The 16,200-nt window shown below is 45.6% G+C and carries 18 protein-coding genes; 13 read left to right on the forward strand and 5 right to left on the reverse strand.

Annotated features, from left to right (window positions below):
• Positions 1-31 precede the first annotated feature (31 nt).
• Positions 32-2,512 carry a PAS domain S-box protein gene (locus AC5JL3_RS30220; RefSeq protein WP_496077967.1) on the reverse strand — a complete coding sequence of 827 codons (2,481 nt, stop codon included), beginning with the start codon at positions 2,510-2,512 and terminating at the stop codon, positions 32-34.
• 254 nt (positions 2,513-2,766) lie between these two features.
• Here AC5JL3_RS30220 and AC5JL3_RS30225 point away from each other — a divergent pair, with 254 nt between their 5' ends.
• The 10 genes from AC5JL3_RS30225 to AC5JL3_RS30270 all read left to right on the forward strand — a co-directional run bounded on the left by AC5JL3_RS30225 (position 2,767) and on the right by AC5JL3_RS30270 (position 10,701).
• On the forward strand, positions 2,767-3,750 hold the full coding sequence (locus AC5JL3_RS30225; RefSeq protein WP_496077968.1) for an NAD-dependent epimerase: 984 nt from the start codon (positions 2,767-2,769) through the stop codon (positions 3,748-3,750).
• A 129-nt stretch (positions 3,751-3,879) separates the two neighbouring features.
• Complete coding sequence (locus tag AC5JL3_RS30230) at positions 3,880-4,872, forward strand: threo-3-hydroxy-L-aspartate ammonia-lyase (RefSeq protein WP_496077969.1); 993 nt, start codon at positions 3,880-3,882, stop codon at positions 4,870-4,872.
• A gap of 297 nt (positions 4,873-5,169) precedes the next feature.
• Positions 5,170-5,733: a thylakoid membrane photosystem I accumulation factor gene (locus AC5JL3_RS30235; RefSeq protein ID WP_496077970.1), complete on the forward strand. Its 564-nt coding sequence runs from the start codon at positions 5,170-5,172 to the stop codon at positions 5,731-5,733.
• Positions 5,734-5,914: 181 nt separating this feature from the next.
• Positions 5,915-6,523 carry a hypothetical protein gene (locus AC5JL3_RS30240; RefSeq protein WP_192218421.1) on the forward strand — a complete coding sequence of 203 codons (609 nt, stop codon included), beginning with the start codon at positions 5,915-5,917 and terminating at the stop codon, positions 6,521-6,523.
• A gap of 78 nt (positions 6,524-6,601) precedes the next feature.
• Complete coding sequence (locus AC5JL3_RS30245) at positions 6,602-6,829, forward strand: hypothetical protein (RefSeq protein WP_192218420.1); 228 nt, start codon at positions 6,602-6,604, stop codon at positions 6,827-6,829.
• Between the two features lie 519 nt (positions 6,830-7,348).
• On the forward strand, positions 7,349-8,365 hold the full coding sequence (locus AC5JL3_RS30250) for a sulfate/molybdate ABC transporter ATP-binding protein (protein ID WP_496077971.1): 1,017 nt from the start codon (positions 7,349-7,351) through the stop codon (positions 8,363-8,365).
• A 152-nt stretch (positions 8,366-8,517) separates the two neighbouring features.
• A complete protein-coding gene (locus tag AC5JL3_RS30255; RefSeq protein WP_192218418.1) occupies positions 8,518-9,021 on the forward strand; it encodes a DNA recombination-mediator protein A in 504 nt (167 codons plus the stop codon).
• 3 nt (positions 9,022-9,024) lie between these two features.
• Positions 9,025-9,450 carry an MAPEG family protein gene (locus AC5JL3_RS30260; RefSeq protein WP_496077972.1) on the forward strand — a complete coding sequence of 142 codons (426 nt, stop codon included), beginning with the start codon at positions 9,025-9,027 and terminating at the stop codon, positions 9,448-9,450.
• A gap of 170 nt (positions 9,451-9,620) precedes the next feature.
• Positions 9,621-10,115, forward strand: coding sequence for a YajQ family cyclic di-GMP-binding protein (locus AC5JL3_RS30265; RefSeq protein WP_192218416.1), 495 nt, complete (start codon positions 9,621-9,623; stop codon positions 10,113-10,115).
• Positions 10,116-10,224: 109 nt separating this feature from the next.
• Complete coding sequence (locus AC5JL3_RS30270) at positions 10,225-10,701, forward strand: YidH family protein (RefSeq protein ID WP_496077973.1); 477 nt, start codon at positions 10,225-10,227, stop codon at positions 10,699-10,701.
• 283 nt (positions 10,702-10,984) lie between these two features.
• On the opposite strand, the gene AC5JL3_RS30275 is transcribed toward AC5JL3_RS30270, so the two are convergent.
• A complete protein-coding gene (locus AC5JL3_RS30275) occupies positions 10,985-11,320 on the reverse strand; it encodes a winged helix-turn-helix transcriptional regulator (RefSeq protein WP_192218414.1) in 336 nt (111 codons plus the stop codon).
• Positions 11,321-11,417: 97 nt separating this feature from the next.
• Here AC5JL3_RS30275 and AC5JL3_RS30280 point away from each other — a divergent pair, with 97 nt between their 5' ends.
• Positions 11,418-11,894 carry a cupin domain-containing protein gene (locus AC5JL3_RS30280; RefSeq protein WP_496077974.1) on the forward strand — a complete coding sequence of 159 codons (477 nt, stop codon included), beginning with the start codon at positions 11,418-11,420 and terminating at the stop codon, positions 11,892-11,894.
• 118 nt (positions 11,895-12,012) lie between these two features.
• Here the strand turns inward: AC5JL3_RS30280 and hemL are convergent, their stop codons facing one another.
• Positions 12,013-13,311, reverse strand: a complete 1,299-nt coding sequence (gene hemL / locus AC5JL3_RS30285) for a glutamate-1-semialdehyde 2,1-aminomutase (RefSeq protein WP_496077975.1) — start codon at positions 13,309-13,311, stop codon at positions 12,013-12,015.
• A 106-nt stretch (positions 13,312-13,417) separates the two neighbouring features.
• Between hemL and AC5JL3_RS30290 the strand changes: the two genes are divergently transcribed.
• Both AC5JL3_RS30290 and hisIE read left to right on the forward strand, forming a co-directional pair.
• A complete protein-coding gene (locus AC5JL3_RS30290; RefSeq protein ID WP_192218411.1) occupies positions 13,418-13,606 on the forward strand; it encodes a ChaB family protein in 189 nt (62 codons plus the stop codon).
• A 410-nt stretch (positions 13,607-14,016) separates the two neighbouring features.
• Positions 14,017-14,667 carry a bifunctional phosphoribosyl-AMP cyclohydrolase/phosphoribosyl-ATP diphosphatase HisIE gene (gene hisIE, locus AC5JL3_RS30295; RefSeq protein ID WP_496077976.1) on the forward strand — a complete coding sequence of 217 codons (651 nt, stop codon included), beginning with the start codon at positions 14,017-14,019 and terminating at the stop codon, positions 14,665-14,667.
• A gap of 22 nt (positions 14,668-14,689) precedes the next feature.
• On the opposite strand, the gene AC5JL3_RS30300 is transcribed toward hisIE, so the two are convergent.
• Positions 14,690-15,013, reverse strand: a complete 324-nt coding sequence (locus tag AC5JL3_RS30300; RefSeq protein ID WP_496077977.1) for a hypothetical protein — start codon at positions 15,011-15,013, stop codon at positions 14,690-14,692.
• Between the two features lie 334 nt (positions 15,014-15,347).
• Positions 15,348-16,133 (reverse strand): class I SAM-dependent methyltransferase, encoded by a 786-nt coding sequence (locus AC5JL3_RS30305; protein WP_496077978.1) that lies wholly within the window; start codon positions 16,131-16,133, stop codon positions 15,348-15,350.
• Positions 16,134-16,200 lie beyond the last annotated feature (67 nt).

The raw sequence follows: 16,200 nt of genomic DNA on the forward strand, positions 1-16,200 counted from the left end.
TCTAATACTCCTGTACGCTGATGTGAAACATTTAGGTTGTCGGATAAGCTTGCCGCAGTTCTATCCAAAAGCGGCTTCCCTGACCGAGTTGGGACTCTACGCCAACTCGACCCCCCATACGTTCTACTCCCTTACGAGCGATCGCTAATCCAATCCCAGTACCCGGATACGTTTCAGCCCCATGTAAGCGCTCGAAAACTTGGAAAATCCGCTCCTGATTTTCTGGCTTAATACCAATGCCGTTGTCCTCCACCCACAAGCGAATCCACTTTGAGGAAGAGGCAGAGGAGGCAGAGTTGTCTTGTGATATATCGGTAACAACCTCTCCTCCTGCTCCCTCACTTTCCACCTCCTGCGCCCATACCCGCACCTGAGACGGTACGCCAGGAGGCATGAATTTAATCGCATTCATGACCAAATTTGTAACAACCTGAACCAGGGTAGTGCGATGACCCATCACTTTAGGCAACGGTGTCTCTACTTTTACCTGAGCTTGTTTCTCTTGAAATTCTGCCTCCAGTTGCGTGAAGACCATTGCTACGACAGATGCTAAGTCAAGTACCTGGATATTAATATCGGCACGACTAAGACGGCTGTAGTTGAGCAAATCTTCAAGTAGAGTATTCATCTGTTGAGCAGAAGCAAAAAGATGGTTGGCATAAAGCTGACCTTCATCACCCAATTGAGGGGCGTAGTCTTCCACCAAGGCTTGAGCCAATCCTTGTATCCCTCGCAAGGGTGCCCGCAAGTCATGAGAAACGGAGTAGACAAACACCTCCAGTTGCTCATTGGCTTCCTGAAGCGCCGCCGTGCGCTCTGTGACCCGTTGCTCTAGTTGATTCGCGTAGCGCTGAAGTTGCTCCCGCAGTCGAGCTTGCTGGATTGCAACGGCGAGTTGGTTAGCGACTTCAGAGGCAATCTCTTGGTATTCCGATGTAAATGCGGCAACGTTTCTGGCGAACAGGTCAAGTTGACCAATCAACTCCCCTTCCACAATCAGAGAGACACTAAGCAAACTCCGCTTGCCTTCAGCTATCTGGCGTTCTAGTAAAGGCGGATGCTCCTCAAGAGTAGCCAAGTCTTCTACATAACGAATGACTCCTTGGTGCAACGGAATTTCAACGGGTATCAGGCTAGAGAGCGGCACAGTTGCTCTCGCGAAATCTCCATCTAACCCCCCTGCCAGTAGCTCAGCTTCATTCGTTTCAAACTTGAACAAGACGACTAGCTCTTGCTCATAAGGCACGACACGACGTAGGCGTGAAAGTGCAGCACGGGCAATCTCTGCCGCCGATTCTGCTCTGAGAATGGCACGGTCAATTTCATGTAAAGCTTCTAACCGTTCAGCCGAGCGATAGATTACCTCTTCGGCAAGCTTGCGTTGCGTAGCCGCCGCCACGGCATCGCTTATATTGAATCGGATGGCGAGATATTGAAAAGGCTTTCCTTGATCATCCAGAAATGGAACGATCGTGGTGTCTACCCAGTAGTAAGTTCCATCCTTGGCTTTGTTCTTGATTTCTCCATGCCAGACATTCCCCTTAGTAATGGTTGACCAAAGGTTTTGAAAAAATTCTTTGGGATGGTAGCCGGAATTAATCAGGCGATGAGTTTGCCCAATCAGTTCTTCTTTAGAATATTGGGAGATTTGGCAAAACTGGTCGTTTACATCGGTGATAGTTCCCCTGGCATCAGTTACAGCCAAAATTGCTGCTCGATCTAGGGCAAATTTGACATCTGACAAGTCTTTGAGGAGCTTACGCGATTCTTCCTCGGCTCGTTTGCGCTCAGTGATGTCGCGCGTAACTTTGGAGTAGCCATGTAGATTTCCAGACTCATCTCGTAATGCTGTCAGGACAACACTTGCCCAAAACAGGGAGCCATCTTTGCGCTGCCGCAAACCTTCACCGACAAAATGACCTTCAGCCGCCGCGATTTGGAGTTCTTGTTCGGGGATGTGGCGCTCAACATCTTCTGCTCTAAAAAGAATTGAGAAATGCCGACCAAGAATTTCTGCTGCTTTATACCCATTAATCCTCTCTGCTCCAGTGTTCCAAGTCGCAATACGTCCGTTAGGGTCAAGCATGAAAATGGCGTAATCTTCCACACCTTCCACGAGCAGGCGATATTGTTCCTCACTTTCCTTTAGCGACGATGCGATCGCATCCTTTCGGAGGTTGGCCTTCTTCAATCCCTCGCACAACCCACTAATCAGCACCCCCTCGACTAAAAATATGCAGATCCGAACCCCTTCGCTTAACCCTATAACGTGTAGGCTAAAAAACGGTTGAATGAAGAAATAGCTACCGACTAAAGCACTCAGGACAGTAGCCAACAATCCCGGTCTCAAGCCGCCATACCAGGCGCTAACCATCACTGGCATGATAAAGACCAACAAGGGAGCATTTTCCCCAAGGATCGGTATCAGTAGGGAACGGAATAGTAAGGCACCTAAGGTTGCTAGCACAGCAACCCCATAACCTGACAGGAGCAAATGCTTTGTTTTCTGCATCTTGAATAATGAGCCGCCTCTACCAAATTATGGTAGCGATCGCCTTTCAGCAGGGAGACCGCTCCTATCTTCAGATTATCCAAAGGTCAGGAGAATCCTGAAATTCTGTATTCTTCTTTTTCAATATAAAATTTAAATGCACATCAGCTTATCATTGTCTACTATCCCTCAGGCGATAATTCGCAAGTTCTTCAAGTAATAAATAGTTCTGGTACTGCACTATTGTCCTAGATAATTAATGAAGTGAGAGAATCATGAAAGTATTGGTTACTGGAGCCGCTGGATTTATTGGTTATCACTTAACACAGCGCTTGTTAGGGGAAGGAATACAGGTTTACGGGATTGATAACCTGAATGACTACTATGATGTGAAACTGAAAAAAGATCGTTTGGCTCAACTACATCCACAAGCTAAATTTACGTTTGAGTTTTTGGATTTAGACAATCGCGATCGCATGATGCGGCTATTTCAAGAACATCGGTTCGATTGTGTCGTTAACCTTGCTGCTCAAGCCGGAGTGCGCTATTCATTACAAAATCCCTTCGCTTATGTTGACAGTAATATGTCAGGTTTTGTCAATTTGTTAGAGGGATGTCGGCACAGTCAAGTCAAACATCTTGTATTCGCCTCTTCTAGTTCCGTCTACGGGGCAAATACTAAGGTTCCGTTTTCTGTCAGTGATAATGTCGATCATCCAATTTCGCTTTATGCTGCCAGCAAAAAGGCAAATGAACTAATTGCTCACGTCTACAGCCATCTCTATAATTTACCAACAACAGGATTGCGCTTTTTCACAGTTTACGGGTCTTGGGGACGACCCGACATGGCTTACTTCAAATTTGTCAAAGCAATACAGGAAGGTAAACCAATTGATGTTTACAACTTTGGTAAAATGAAGCGTGATTTCACCTACATTGACGATGTAGTTGAAGGAGTATTTCGGGTGATGTCGAAACCTCCAAAAGGCAATTCAAAAGACAATACTAATGTCCCCTACAAGCTTTACAACATTGGTAATAATAGTCCTGTCGAATTGATGACATTCATTGAGGTGATCGAAAAGGTACTTGGTAAACAAGCTGAGAAGAATTTTTTACCGATGCAACCTGGTGATGTGCCAAGCACATATGCCGATGTAGATGATTTGATGAGGGATGTAGGGTTTAAACCGTCCACATCAATTGAAGAGGGTATTCATCACTTCGTACAGTGGTATCAAAACTATTACAAAACATGACTTGCAAGGCAACGCCAGCATTTAACAAGCTCATCCCGATAGCGACATAGTTATTTGGATTGGCAAACCTGCCTGAGCAAAAAAACCGTTACAGTGACTACAGAGAAATTGTCTACATTTCCAATAACGATGACCTCTACTGCATCTATTGCTCCTGAAGCGAAGTCTTTACCTGTTACCTATGCTGATATTGAAGCGGCAGCTAGTCGCATCGATGGGGTAGCTCACCGGACACCTGTTCTCACATCCAGAAATGTGAATGAGCGCACTAACTCGCAAGTGTTCTTCAAGTGCGAAAACTTCCAAAGAGCAGGTTCTTTTAAGTTTCGAGGAGCCTATAATGCGTTGGTACAGCTATCTGAAGCGCAAAAACAACGGGGGGTTTTGACGTTTTCTTCAGGAAATCATGGGCAAGCCCTCGCGCTTTCCGGACAGTTGCTCGGTATTCCCACTACAGTCGTGATGCCAAAGGATGCACCAGAAGTTAAGCAAGCGGCTACCCGTGGTTATGGTGCTGAGGTGATTTTGTATAATCGCGCTGAGATGAAACGGGAAGAATTAGCAAAGAATCTAGCACATGAGCGTGGACTGACGATAATTCCTCCCTATGATCATCCGCACACTATAGCTGGACAAGGTACGGCGGCGAAAGAACTGCTCGAAGAAGTTGGTGAACTAGAGCTTTTACTCGTGTGTTGTGGTGGTGGGGGCTTATTATCAGGAAGTGCGATCGCGTCCAAATCTCTCCTACCAAGTTGCCGCATCATCGGCGTAGAACCCTCACAGGCAGACGATGCCACCCGCTCCTTTTACACAAAAACACTGCAAACCGTTCACAATCCTGACACAATTGCTGACGGGGCAAGAACTCCAAGCCTCGGTCAGTTGACCTTTCCGTTGGTGCTAGATTATGTCGATGATATGGTAACTGTGTCCGAAGATGCGATCGTCCGCACCATGTTTTTTATCTGGGAACGCCTGAAAATTGTCGTTGAACCGACAGGTGTTCTAGCCGCCACTGCTTTATTAGAAGGTATTGTTACAAAGCCTGATTCTCGAATTGGTATCATCATCAGCGGTGGCAATGTTGATCTGAAAACAGTTAGCCACCTGCTGAGTTAAACCCCAGCCTTTTATTCCCTGTCGTAAAATTCAAGCCTCTCCTTGAGTCGGCTAGTGTTCTGGCTGCGGGAAGCAAGCAGGGCGTTAAAATGAGAACTTCAGGCTTAATGGTGTTGCGTGCGGTAGTTCATTCGGTTGGCTTCAGATGTTACTGTGCCAATAGTCGCATTGCTTAAAAATAGGGAATGGGGAGTGGAAAAGAGGAATTTTCAGGGTTTCGTTGTGCGGTTTCACAGTTACTTAGAGATGAGCTTTAACTTGTTACGATTTCCAATCAAATTTTTTACCACTCGTCACATGGCAAAGCGTGTAGTGTCCGGTTGCTTATTGAGTCTCGTGGTAATTTTTAGTTGTCTGCTAGTGTTAGGGACAGCACCCGCTCTAGCAGGACTAGATGATGACCGATTTGATGGCAACATCTTTGGTCTTTATGCCGGTAATGGTTCTATCGTCCCGCCACGAGTGACGTTGGCAGACTCCCTAAAAAAGGAGAAACCAGCGCTGTTGGTGTTCTATGTTGATGACAGCAAGGACTGTAAGCAATTTGCCCCAGTTGTCTCGCGGCTCCAAGCTCCTTATGGACGAGCAGCAAATTTTATTCCCGTTAACGTTGACAGGCTACTCTTGAAGTCTAGCTATGAACCGACAGAACCAGGCTACTATTACGAAGGGTTGGTTCCCCAGACAGTACTCATTGACCCGAAGGGTAAGGTAGTTCTGAATGAGAAGGGACAAGTATCCTTTGAACGGGTAGATGATGTATTTCGACAAGTCTTTGACTTACTGCCTCGTGAGGAATCAGTTGAGCTAAGACGACGGCAGATCAATGAGTTTAGTAGTGAGCTAACGAACGGGAAATAAGGCTTAGGTTTGACTTATCAGGTTGACGTGAACTTCAGGAGAAGGGGGAAAGGTAAAAGGTAAAAGGACATTACTTTTTTTACCAAGCCGTTTATGTTGTTAGTTAAATTTACGCTAATTACTCCCTCTCTCTTTCTACTCGCGTTAATCTGTCTTTAAGTTCAATCTAATAGGTGTGCTGATGTCAGAGGTTTACAGCACAGAGGAGCTAATCAAAATTTTGGCAGATGAGCGTCGCGCCTGTATGAATGGGCAGCGCCTTAATCTTGCCGCTTCAGCGTCTGGTAATCCTTTGATTGACCGATTTTTGAAACCGGACGGCATTCAAAAGTTTAGTGCCTATCGAGACTTTAAAGCGGCTGTTCATCGTTATCAACAGCAACATCAAGTCTCTGGTCTTATCTGGCGGCAGCTGACACTGAAGGGGCAGACGTTGCGCTACCCCGTTGTTGATGAGCAGCTAATGGCACTTAAGAGTGACTTGGAAATATTAAAGGCGGCTAAGGATTCAATTGTGGCTTTCTGGGGCAACGTTACACTGGGCATGGACTTGTACTTAAGTATCACTACAGGCAAAGAGTTTCGGCAGATTATGCCTGATGATGTCGGAGCGATCGCGTATAGAACAGAATGGGCAAATCTTTTTCAACATGGCAATTCTACATTTTTAGAAGTTATCTTGCAGTTAGGCTGGGGAAAACCGGAGGAAGCCTCTTACAAGCAGGGATGGCCGACATCGGGTAGTGAGTATATTCATGCGGTGAATCCCGGCAAGCGTCCGATTGGTTGATATCTACGTTAAGGTCGATGCTTTTGGTAGGGGAAAAGTCGCACCCTACATCAATAGAGAAGGAAGGAGCAGGTGGAGATGGACGAGAATAACCAAGAACAGATTCTCAATAGACCAACGGGTCGAGAATCGTTTGGCATTGAGGAATTAACCAAGCTTGGCAATCAGGCAGTCAAAAAAGGTCTAATTTCTGGACATGGTTTTCATGGAGGAAAGTACGAAATTCTGTGTAATGGTCAGTTTTTTCTGCTTTCACCCGAACAAGCACATTCTTACTTGAAGAATTTGGTCGAGCAACACCAATAGCAAATCCCTATGGGAATGCGATCGTCCACCAATACTTCCGGAGTCTTCATCTGTCTGGGGCAACTAGCCAGCATCTGAATGTTATATCCGACTCATCTGTCGTGCTGTCCAAGACGTGTTCAGCACGACATTTTCAGAGCGCGACAAAGATTATTGTTAAGTTCTATAAAATACAGTAACTGAGTCAAGTTACCGTACTTAATGGAAATTAAAGAGAATATTACATGAACTGATCTAAAAAGCAAGTTCACTGCTGTGAATATTAATAATTCAGTTTCTTTCCTCTTAATGGTATAGCAGTGGGCACGAATGTTAGGACATTAAGGGGAGAAGAGCGTTCCTTAACTAGAGCCGATTTGATCCAAAGCTGACCGCTGAAAGCTGACTGCTGATGGCTATACCTTTGTGACTCTTGATGCAACCTATGGGAGAAGCTTGATTATTAAATCGCTCTTTAAACTACTGTAAATCGCTAGACGTAGTGTATTTTAAAGAGATGTCAATTCCGAAAAGGTAGCTATGAGTATTACGATTCAGGACGTTTCAAAACAATTTGGTTCCTTTTGTGCTGTTGATCGGGTGAGTTTGGAGATTAAAGGTGGCTCGCTTGTCGCACTATTGGGACCATCGGGTTCAGGAAAATCGACATTACTCCGGATGATTGCTGGACTAGAGCCGCCTGACAGTGGTCAAATCTACCTCACTGGTGAAAATGCAACTCACCAGCCAGTGCAGCAACGCAACATTGGCTTTGTCTTCCAGCACTATGCCCTGTTTAAGCACCTAACCATCCGTCAGAATATTGCCTTTCCTCTAGAGATTCGCAAAGTTAATAAAGCTCAGATTCGTCCACGAGTGGAAGAACTTTTGCAGTTGGTGCAATTAGAAGGTTTAGGCGATCGCTATCCATCCCAACTTTCTGGTGGTCAACGGCAACGGGTTGCTTTAGCACGCTCACTGGCAGTTCAACCCAAAGTTCTACTGCTCGATGAACCATTTGGGGCGCTAGATGCCAAAGTTCGTAAAGAATTACGAGCTTGGTTACGACATCTCCATGATGAAGTCAGTGTGACAACAGTGTTTGTTACGCACGACCAAGAAGAAGCGATGGAAGTCGCTGATGAACTTGTGGTGATGAACAAAGGCAGAGTCGAGCAAGTCGGTACGCCAGCCGAAATCTATGACAACCCAGCAACACCGTTTGTTATGAGCTTTATTGGCCCGGTGAATGTTCTACCGAGTACAGCGGCGCTTTTCCCAGACAATGGTTCAGTTGTTCCTTCAGCAGAAGTATTTTTGCGTCCCCATGATGTTCTGATTCAAACGAGTCCTAGTGAATCCTATGTACCCGCAAAGGTTGCTCGGATCATTCATCTAGGGTGGGAAATCCAAGTTGAGTTAGTTTTAGGGTCAGGTCAAATCGTGGCGGCTCTTTTAAGTCGCGATCGCTTTGACCAACTTGAGTTGGATCAAGGACAGCACATTTTTGTCAAACCCAAAGAGGCAAAAACTTTCCCAGTTTATGCCTTAACTTGATGAACCACGTAATAAACACAACTATCAGGGTGTCCTTATCAAATCCACAACTCCACCGCTGCTGCCTTGACCAAGCAAAACATTAGTCAGGCAGCCCCAAGAGCTGCGGCTTCTGCTAAAATATCTGGGTCGTTCAGCCCAAGCTAGCATCTTTGACTCAATCAGTAGGCATCTCAGGCGTCGATACACTGGCACAAGAACTTGCGACTATTCAGCAAACTGGCTCTAAGCGGATTGCTCTTTTGGGGTCGCGTCATGTTCCTATTACTCATCAAAATTTGATCGAGATGATGAGCTATGCCCTAGTTCTAGAGGGCAATCGTCTCATGACTTCCGGTGCAACAGGCACTAACTCAGCGGCAATCCGAGGTGCAATGCGGGCTGATCCTAGCTTACTGACGGTAATTTTGCCTCAAAGCTTAGAGCGTCAGCCACGAGAATCACGCGAGCAGTTGCAACAGGTGATGCATTTAGTAGAAAACCCAGAAAATGATCAAATGTCTCTGGCTGAGGCGAGTGCTTTGTGCAACCAGGAAATTGTTTCCCGGTGTCAGCAGCTCATTTGCTTCGCGTTTCATGACAGCAAAACCTTGCTAAAAACTTGTGAAGAGGCGGAAGATCAACGTAAGCTTGTCACTTTGTTTTATTTTGATTAATTCATGAATCAACCCGGTTCGGCGATTTTACTATACGGCACTGCGGCAGCAGCCGTATTGATTTATCTGCCTTTTCTCGTTGTAGCCTACAGTAGGCTAAGTGTGGGCTATGACATGAGCGCTCCGCGTGCGATGTTTGACAAACTGCCGCCCTACGCCCAGCGAGCAACTTGGGCACATCAAAACTCGTTTGAAACATTCCTTGTTTTCGCAGTAGCCGCACTAATGGCTTACGTGACAGGTCAGAATTCGTCTTTAGCGATAGGATCTGCGATCGCTTTTGTTGTTGCTCGATTGCTATACTCGGTCTTCTATATCTTTAACATCCCCCTTGGGCGATCGCTCATGTTTGCGATTGGCTCACTTTGTAGTGGGACTCTCTTTGTCCTGAGCCTCCTCAGTACTAATAATCCAGCCACATTGCTTTAATTTAAGTTTTGTAGAGACGGGTGCGAGAGCGTTGCGTTGCTGCGTACAGCCCTTCGGGTATGAAAACAGCGAAGCGACTCTGAAAGAGTCAGCGCAGATCGCATCTTGAGTTTTTAGCTGTTGGTTGTTAGTTGTTAGTTAATCGACCATAGCCCTTAACTTCTTGATTTATGGCTTCTAATTATTCATTTGATATTGTCAGTGATTTTGACCGACAAGAATTGGTCAATGCGGTAGACCAAACTGTTCGTGAAATCAACAGCCGCTACGACCTAAAAGACACCAAGACAACATTAGAGTTAGGTGATGAGGCAATTACGGTCAATACCGATAGCGAATTCACGCTAGATGCCATTCAAACAATCCTTCAAACCAAAGCGGCTAAACGCAACCTCTCCTTAAAAATCTTCGACTACGGCAAAGTTGAGTCAGCAAGCGGTAATCGCGTTCGCCAAGAAATCAAGCTCAAAAAAGGTATTAGCCAGGAAATCGCCAAACAAATCAGCAAGTTAATTCGAGACGAATTTAGTAAGAAGGCACAAGCTTCAATCCAAGGTGATGCTGTGAGAGTTTCTAGCAAAGCAAAAGACGACTTGCAATTAGTTATCCAACGATTGAAGCAAGAAGATTTGCCTGTGGCTTTGCAATTTACGAACTATCGGTAGAGTGAAATGGTAGTTTACTGGTATAAGGTAATGCTCTTTCTCCAACCGCTCCACTAACGCCTAAAGCTCCTTATTCTGAGGACATGGCATCTACAAGGCATAGACTGTGATGTCAAACATTGACCGACAGCGAGAGCATCAAGCGAATGAACGTACTTTTTTAGCTTGGCTGCGTACCTCAATTGCTTTGATTGGATTTGGGTTTGCGATCGCTCGTTTTGGTTTGTTTCTGCGTCAACTGGAAACCACAGTCACCAGCCAAAACCTCCCAACTTCCTCCTTCCTCAACTCTCAAAACACTGGACTTGGTTTGGTGATTGTCGGCATCCTCGTCATTCTCTTATCGGTGTGGCGTTACAACCAAGTCTTCTGGCAAATTGAGCAAGGTAACTACAAACCAAGCCGCCTAATGGTTTGGTTCACTGCTGGAGTTGTAGTCCTTCTGGGTATCCTCAGCATTCCCTTTCTCCTCTGGCGAGAGTACTCTACTCCTAACACTCCGTCTTCCCCTAGTAGTCGCACTGAGCGACATCCTGAAAAGCTTCTGTCTCTACCACCAACCCTCAAGCGTCAAACTAAGCTCTAGGAAGAGCATGAAGCGAATATCCCACAGACACGCTAGCCCTCGCCAAGCCGCTTCAATTACGTTGCCTCAGCATTAGACCTATCTAGAAAATGGAGGCTGAAACAACGCTAAATCGTTCCTATCCTATTTTCATCGCAAGGTTCGTGAGCAAAGGCTCATGGTCGTCTCTTGCAAAAGTCAAATTAACCCCCTCAATCCCCCCGATGCGGGGGAAGAAATCTTGCTCCCTCTCCATTTCGGGGAGGGCTGGGGAGGGGTTTTTCGGATTTATGCAAGAGGTCTATTACTCGCTAGGAACTCTCGTTTCAGGAATATGCTTTTGCCCCCAAGCAATGATTGTCTTTAGTACAGGACGAAGACTTTGCCCCCGTTCCGTTAGTTGATAGTTCATCCGACGAGGATGGCTACTGTATGGCTGCTTTTCTATCAAACCCATCTCCTCAAGAGATTTGAGGCGATTTGCCAGGATATTGGTCGAAATTCCTTCAGGGGATTCCAAGAACTCCTCAAATCGCTGCTTCCCGAAAAACATCATGTCCCGAATCACCAAGAGCGTCCAGCGATCGCCAACTAAATCCAATGTACAGGCAATGGGACATGGAGAACGACGTTCTTGCATAGATCAAATTTGGAACCCTATCAGTCTTACTTGCATTTTACAAGTTACTCTGTTATCTTAACTTTCAACTTGCAACTTAAAAGCTAAAAGGCTAATCATGACAACAGTGCAACTAACCCCAAAAACGGGAGAAAACTTTGCTGTCGTTGATGTGGGTAAATTCTCAGAATTACATCAATTCACTTTTGAGGCTCCGGAAAATACCCTCAAGTTAGAAGGCAAGGTATTTCTCAAAGAGCTTCTCAATCTCACCAGTGCTGAAATTTCCCTCAACAAGCTCCCCTCCAAAAAGTCAGTGCCGTTCTATCACAAGCACCGACAGAATGAGGAAATCTATATCTTTGTTCGAGGTAGTGGCGAGTTCCAAGTTGATGATCGCATTTTTCCTGTAGGTGAGGGTACAGTTGTGCGTGTCGATCCTGAAGGAGAACGCTGTATACGGAATACCTCAGATGTAGAGGAACTTTGCTGGATTGTGATTCAGTCACGGGTTGGTTCTTACACAGACCACACAATCCAAGATGGGTTTGGTGTTCCAAGAAAGGTGAGTTGGGTTGGAAAGGAACGACTTTAAAGTGTTTTTCAAGCCAATAAAATACAAATCTCTTGTAGGGGCGCACGGCTGTGCGCCCTTGAGTGTATGGTACTGAATCGAAAACTGCTACGAGGTAAAGCCGAAATCCCTAATCGAATTACAGACTCGACATAACCTGCCGTGCGGCTTCCAACGTCCGGTCAATATCTTCATCCGTGTGAGCCAAGGAGGTAAACCCTGCCTCAAACTGAGAGGGTGCTAGATAAACACCGTGTTCTAACATCCCACGATGGAAACGGCTGAACTTACTCAAATCAGACTTCTTAGCATCCTCATAGTTATGAACAGGTTCACCTGTGAAGAACAAACCAAACATCCCACTGATTTGCCCACCATAGGCAGCATGACCTGTTTCCTTCGCAACTTGTAGCAGCCCGTCTGATAGCTTCTTGGTAATTCGGTCTAGCTGTTCATAAGTACCTGGTTTTTGTAGCAATTCCAGCGTCTTAATTCCTGCTGTCATCGCTAGCGGATTACCCGAAAGCGTTCCGGCTTGGTACATGGGACCAGCCGGAGCAACCATTGACATAATGTCTTTGCGTCCGCCGTAAGCACCGACAGGTAAGCCACCACCGATAACTTTGCCCAAAGTTGTCAAATCTGGTGTGACACCAAACTTTTCTTGTACACCGCCATAGGCAATCCGGAAACCAGTCATCACTTCATCAAAGACTAGCAATGCCCCATGTTCTTGGGTTAGCAGCCGCAAGCCCTCTAAGAAGCCAGCATCAGGGGGAATAAAACCCGCATTGCCAACAATCGGTTCTAGAATCACACCAGCAATTTCCTCTGGATGTGCTTCAAAAATCGCTCTGACTGCTTTAAGGTCATTGTAAGGAGCTGTTACTGTGTTGCTAGTCGCAGATTTTGGCACACCAGGCGAGTCGGGTAAGCCCAATGTGGCAACACCCGAACCTGCTTTGACCAAGAGCATATCTGCGTGTCCGTGGTAGCAGCCCTCAAACTTGATGATTTTGTCACGTCCGGTAAAAGCACGCATCAGGCGAATTACTGCCATACAGGCTTCGGTGCCAGAGTTGACAAACCGAACCATTTCAATGCTAGGGACGGCATCAATAACCATTGATGCCAAGACATTCTCCAACGCTGAGGGTGCGCCAAAACTTGTCCCTTTTTCCAGGGCATCGTGCAGGGCAGCAATCACTTCCGGATGGGCATGACCGCAAATAGCTGGCCCCCAACTTCCCACGTAGTCGATGTACTGGTTACCGTCAACATCCCAGATGTATGCCCCTTTCACTCGGTCAAAGACGATTGGTTGTCCTCCCACTGACTTGAATGCCCGGACGGGTGAATTCACACCTCCTGGCATCAGCTTTTGGGCGGCAGCAAAGATTTCTTCTGATTGGGTCGTTTTAATGGTGGTATTGACCAACGTTCTCTCCTTAGAAGGATGTCTAAAACTCTACCTGTAGGCAGGGGTAAGCTTAGTTCAAAACTCTTATATTAAATGATTATCCCATTCAAAAAAAATTGAGATTATGTTTTATAAAACAAATCAAGATTTGCCTTTAGAAATTCGCGATCGCTTATCCGAGGCGGCACAGGACTTGTATCGGGCGGCTTACAACTCCACAATTCAGTGGTACGGAGAGGCAACGAAGGCGCATAAAGTTGCAGCTAGTGCGGTAAAAATGAAATTAGCTAGAGATTTGAGTATCCTCGTTTAAGCTTACTGTAAGCTGGCAATTGTCTCGTTCACCGTTTTTCATTGATAAGTGAGATCGCACTAACCCCTAAGGTAAGAGCTACCTGATCAGAGCCTACCAAACACCAAACTACGTTAACGCTTCATTAACTCGTCAGGAATAGACTCGACAGTACATCCCTCCTACTATTGCAGACAAATCGATTACGACTTGAGGCATTTGTCGAAATAGTGTTGGCTCTTAAACCTGACTGAATCAGCAAAGCACTCCCCCTTGAGTTCCAACTCGCCACGATAAGCGGGGACTGTGGGCAAATAAAACATTATTTCAAGTCAATCTGGATAATAGAGCCTTCTGCCCTCAAACTTCTGCCTTTCTTGGTCAAAGGTAACGGAAATGGTATTTTTAACAAGTAGAATACAGCTACTGCAATGCCTACTGCTGAACCCAACGCTTTGAGCCAAGTTATTCCGGTTGACAAAATCCGCTACAACGAACAGGGACTGGTGCCAGCGATTGTACAGGATTACCTGGATGGCACAGTTTTAATGATGGCGTGGATGAACCAGGAATCCTTGCAGAAGACTCTGGATACTGGTGAGACATGGTTTTGGAGCCGATCGCGTTCCCAACTGTGGCATAAAGGGGAATCTTCTGGTCATCTGCAATATGTGCGATCGCTTCGTTACGACTGTGATAGCGATACGCTACTGGTTAGCGTTGAACAGGTTGGAGATATTGCCTGCCATACAGGTGAACGTAGCTGTTTCCATCAAGTCGATGGGGAAAAGCTTCCACCACCAGCAGATACCTTATCTCAGGTGTTTGGGGTGATATGCGATCGCCGAGATAATCCAGTAGAGAGTTCCTACACCTGTAAGCTTTTTGCAGGTGGCGATAACAAGATTCTGAAAAAAATTGGGGAAGAGTCAGCAGAAGTGGTGATGGCTTGTAAAGATGATGACAAGGATGCGATCGCTTCTGAAGTAGCAGACTTGCTCTATCACACCCTTGTTGCCCTCGCTCACCATAAGGTTGAATTACGAGATGTTTATCGCAAACTGCAAGAACGTCGGCGCTAACTCAATTGATTACTTCTCACCTCTACTCATTCGCTTGCTCATCCTTCTCTAATTTAAGGTTGTAATAAACTAGACCGACTTTCTGAAAGTCCCAAACAGCACCTATAAGCCCCGCCTTTTTCAATTTCCTCAAACAGTGGCTGATATGAGATGAACTATATATCCCTATCTTTTGAACTAACGAAGCAGACGTATGAGGTTGTACTAGCAGGTGCTTGATAACAAGAGTCATAGCCGAAGGCTTAACCTTACGAGCTTTGGCTGTCTCCTTGCTATCTTTATTTATCTTATTCAGTTCAACTAACTCTCCAGGATGAGCTTCGTTGTTAGTACAAAATTCAATCATAATGAATAGTCGTATGCCTTAGAAGTAATAACCAAATAATTCAAAGGAAAACACCCCTCCTTAATTAAATAAGTGGGGTGAACAAAATACAACTAAATCACTCGAAACTTACCATTATCCAACTCGTCTCCTGTCTCCATAACGATGGAGCTTCTATTAAGGCACTTTGTATATATAGATGCACACGATTATTATGCCAAGAGCTAGTCAGTTTAAGCAAAAGTCCTAGCTGAAGTGCATTTGAGTCGCAGGTAGGGAACAGTCTAAATGATTGATACTCTTAGGCTTACCCATTTTGATTTTGAATTGCTTGCGAACAATGTTGCAGCTTGCCTTATGACCAATGACGCGCCACAGTTAGCTCAAATCTGCTATTAGAATAAATAACCGTCTCCTGGGATTCGTAAGTTCTCAATGCCCAATCTTTAAGTTCCTGTATGGCTTGAGAAAAAATATTATCCGGGATTTGCCAAGAAGAACTGAAGAACCTGCCTTGATAAGCGTAAAGTAATTCACCAACTGTGCGACTACTATTCCACTCAGCCGCTGTTACCTTTTCCAACATTGCACCCTGTTCAGTTAGCACCTCCATTACCTCTGCTTCAGTTGCGCCGTACCGTGCTAAGGGAAATTCATGCTGCTCAAGTATCGCCTTCCACTGCTTTTCAAAGATGTCGTATCCAGAGAAGCTTGCACTGCTATGACAGTGTAGGAAAACACCGTCTGGCTTCAGTACCCGACGGATTTCGGCAAGCACCGCTCGCCAAGCAGGAACTAAATGAAGTAGATGTACAGTCAGCGCTACATCAAAGCAATTGTCCTCAAACGGAAGCGAAGTCGCGTCCGCCTTTAGCAAAGTCAGGTTGTTAGGAACACCTTGCATCTTACTCCTCAACTCGTCCATCATCTTCTCTGAGATGTCAACACCTGTGTAAGAATAGCCCTTTTGTACCAGTGGCACAGCAATTCGACCTGTACCTATCCCTGGCTCAAAAAACTTCGTGTCTGCTGTAGCCGAGGTGAGGCGCACTACACACTCCGTTACTTGCTCTAAGACTGCTTCTGGTAAACCCCTTGTGGCATCGTAGATGCTAGCTACCCGATCAAAAGAAATACTCAAGATTAGATCTCCTTAGTAAACTCCCTGACAGCAAGGCTGGTAAAGATTGAAAATCTTAGACTCAGAC

The sequence above is a fragment of the Symplocastrum torsivum genome (genome assembly GCF_059505465.1).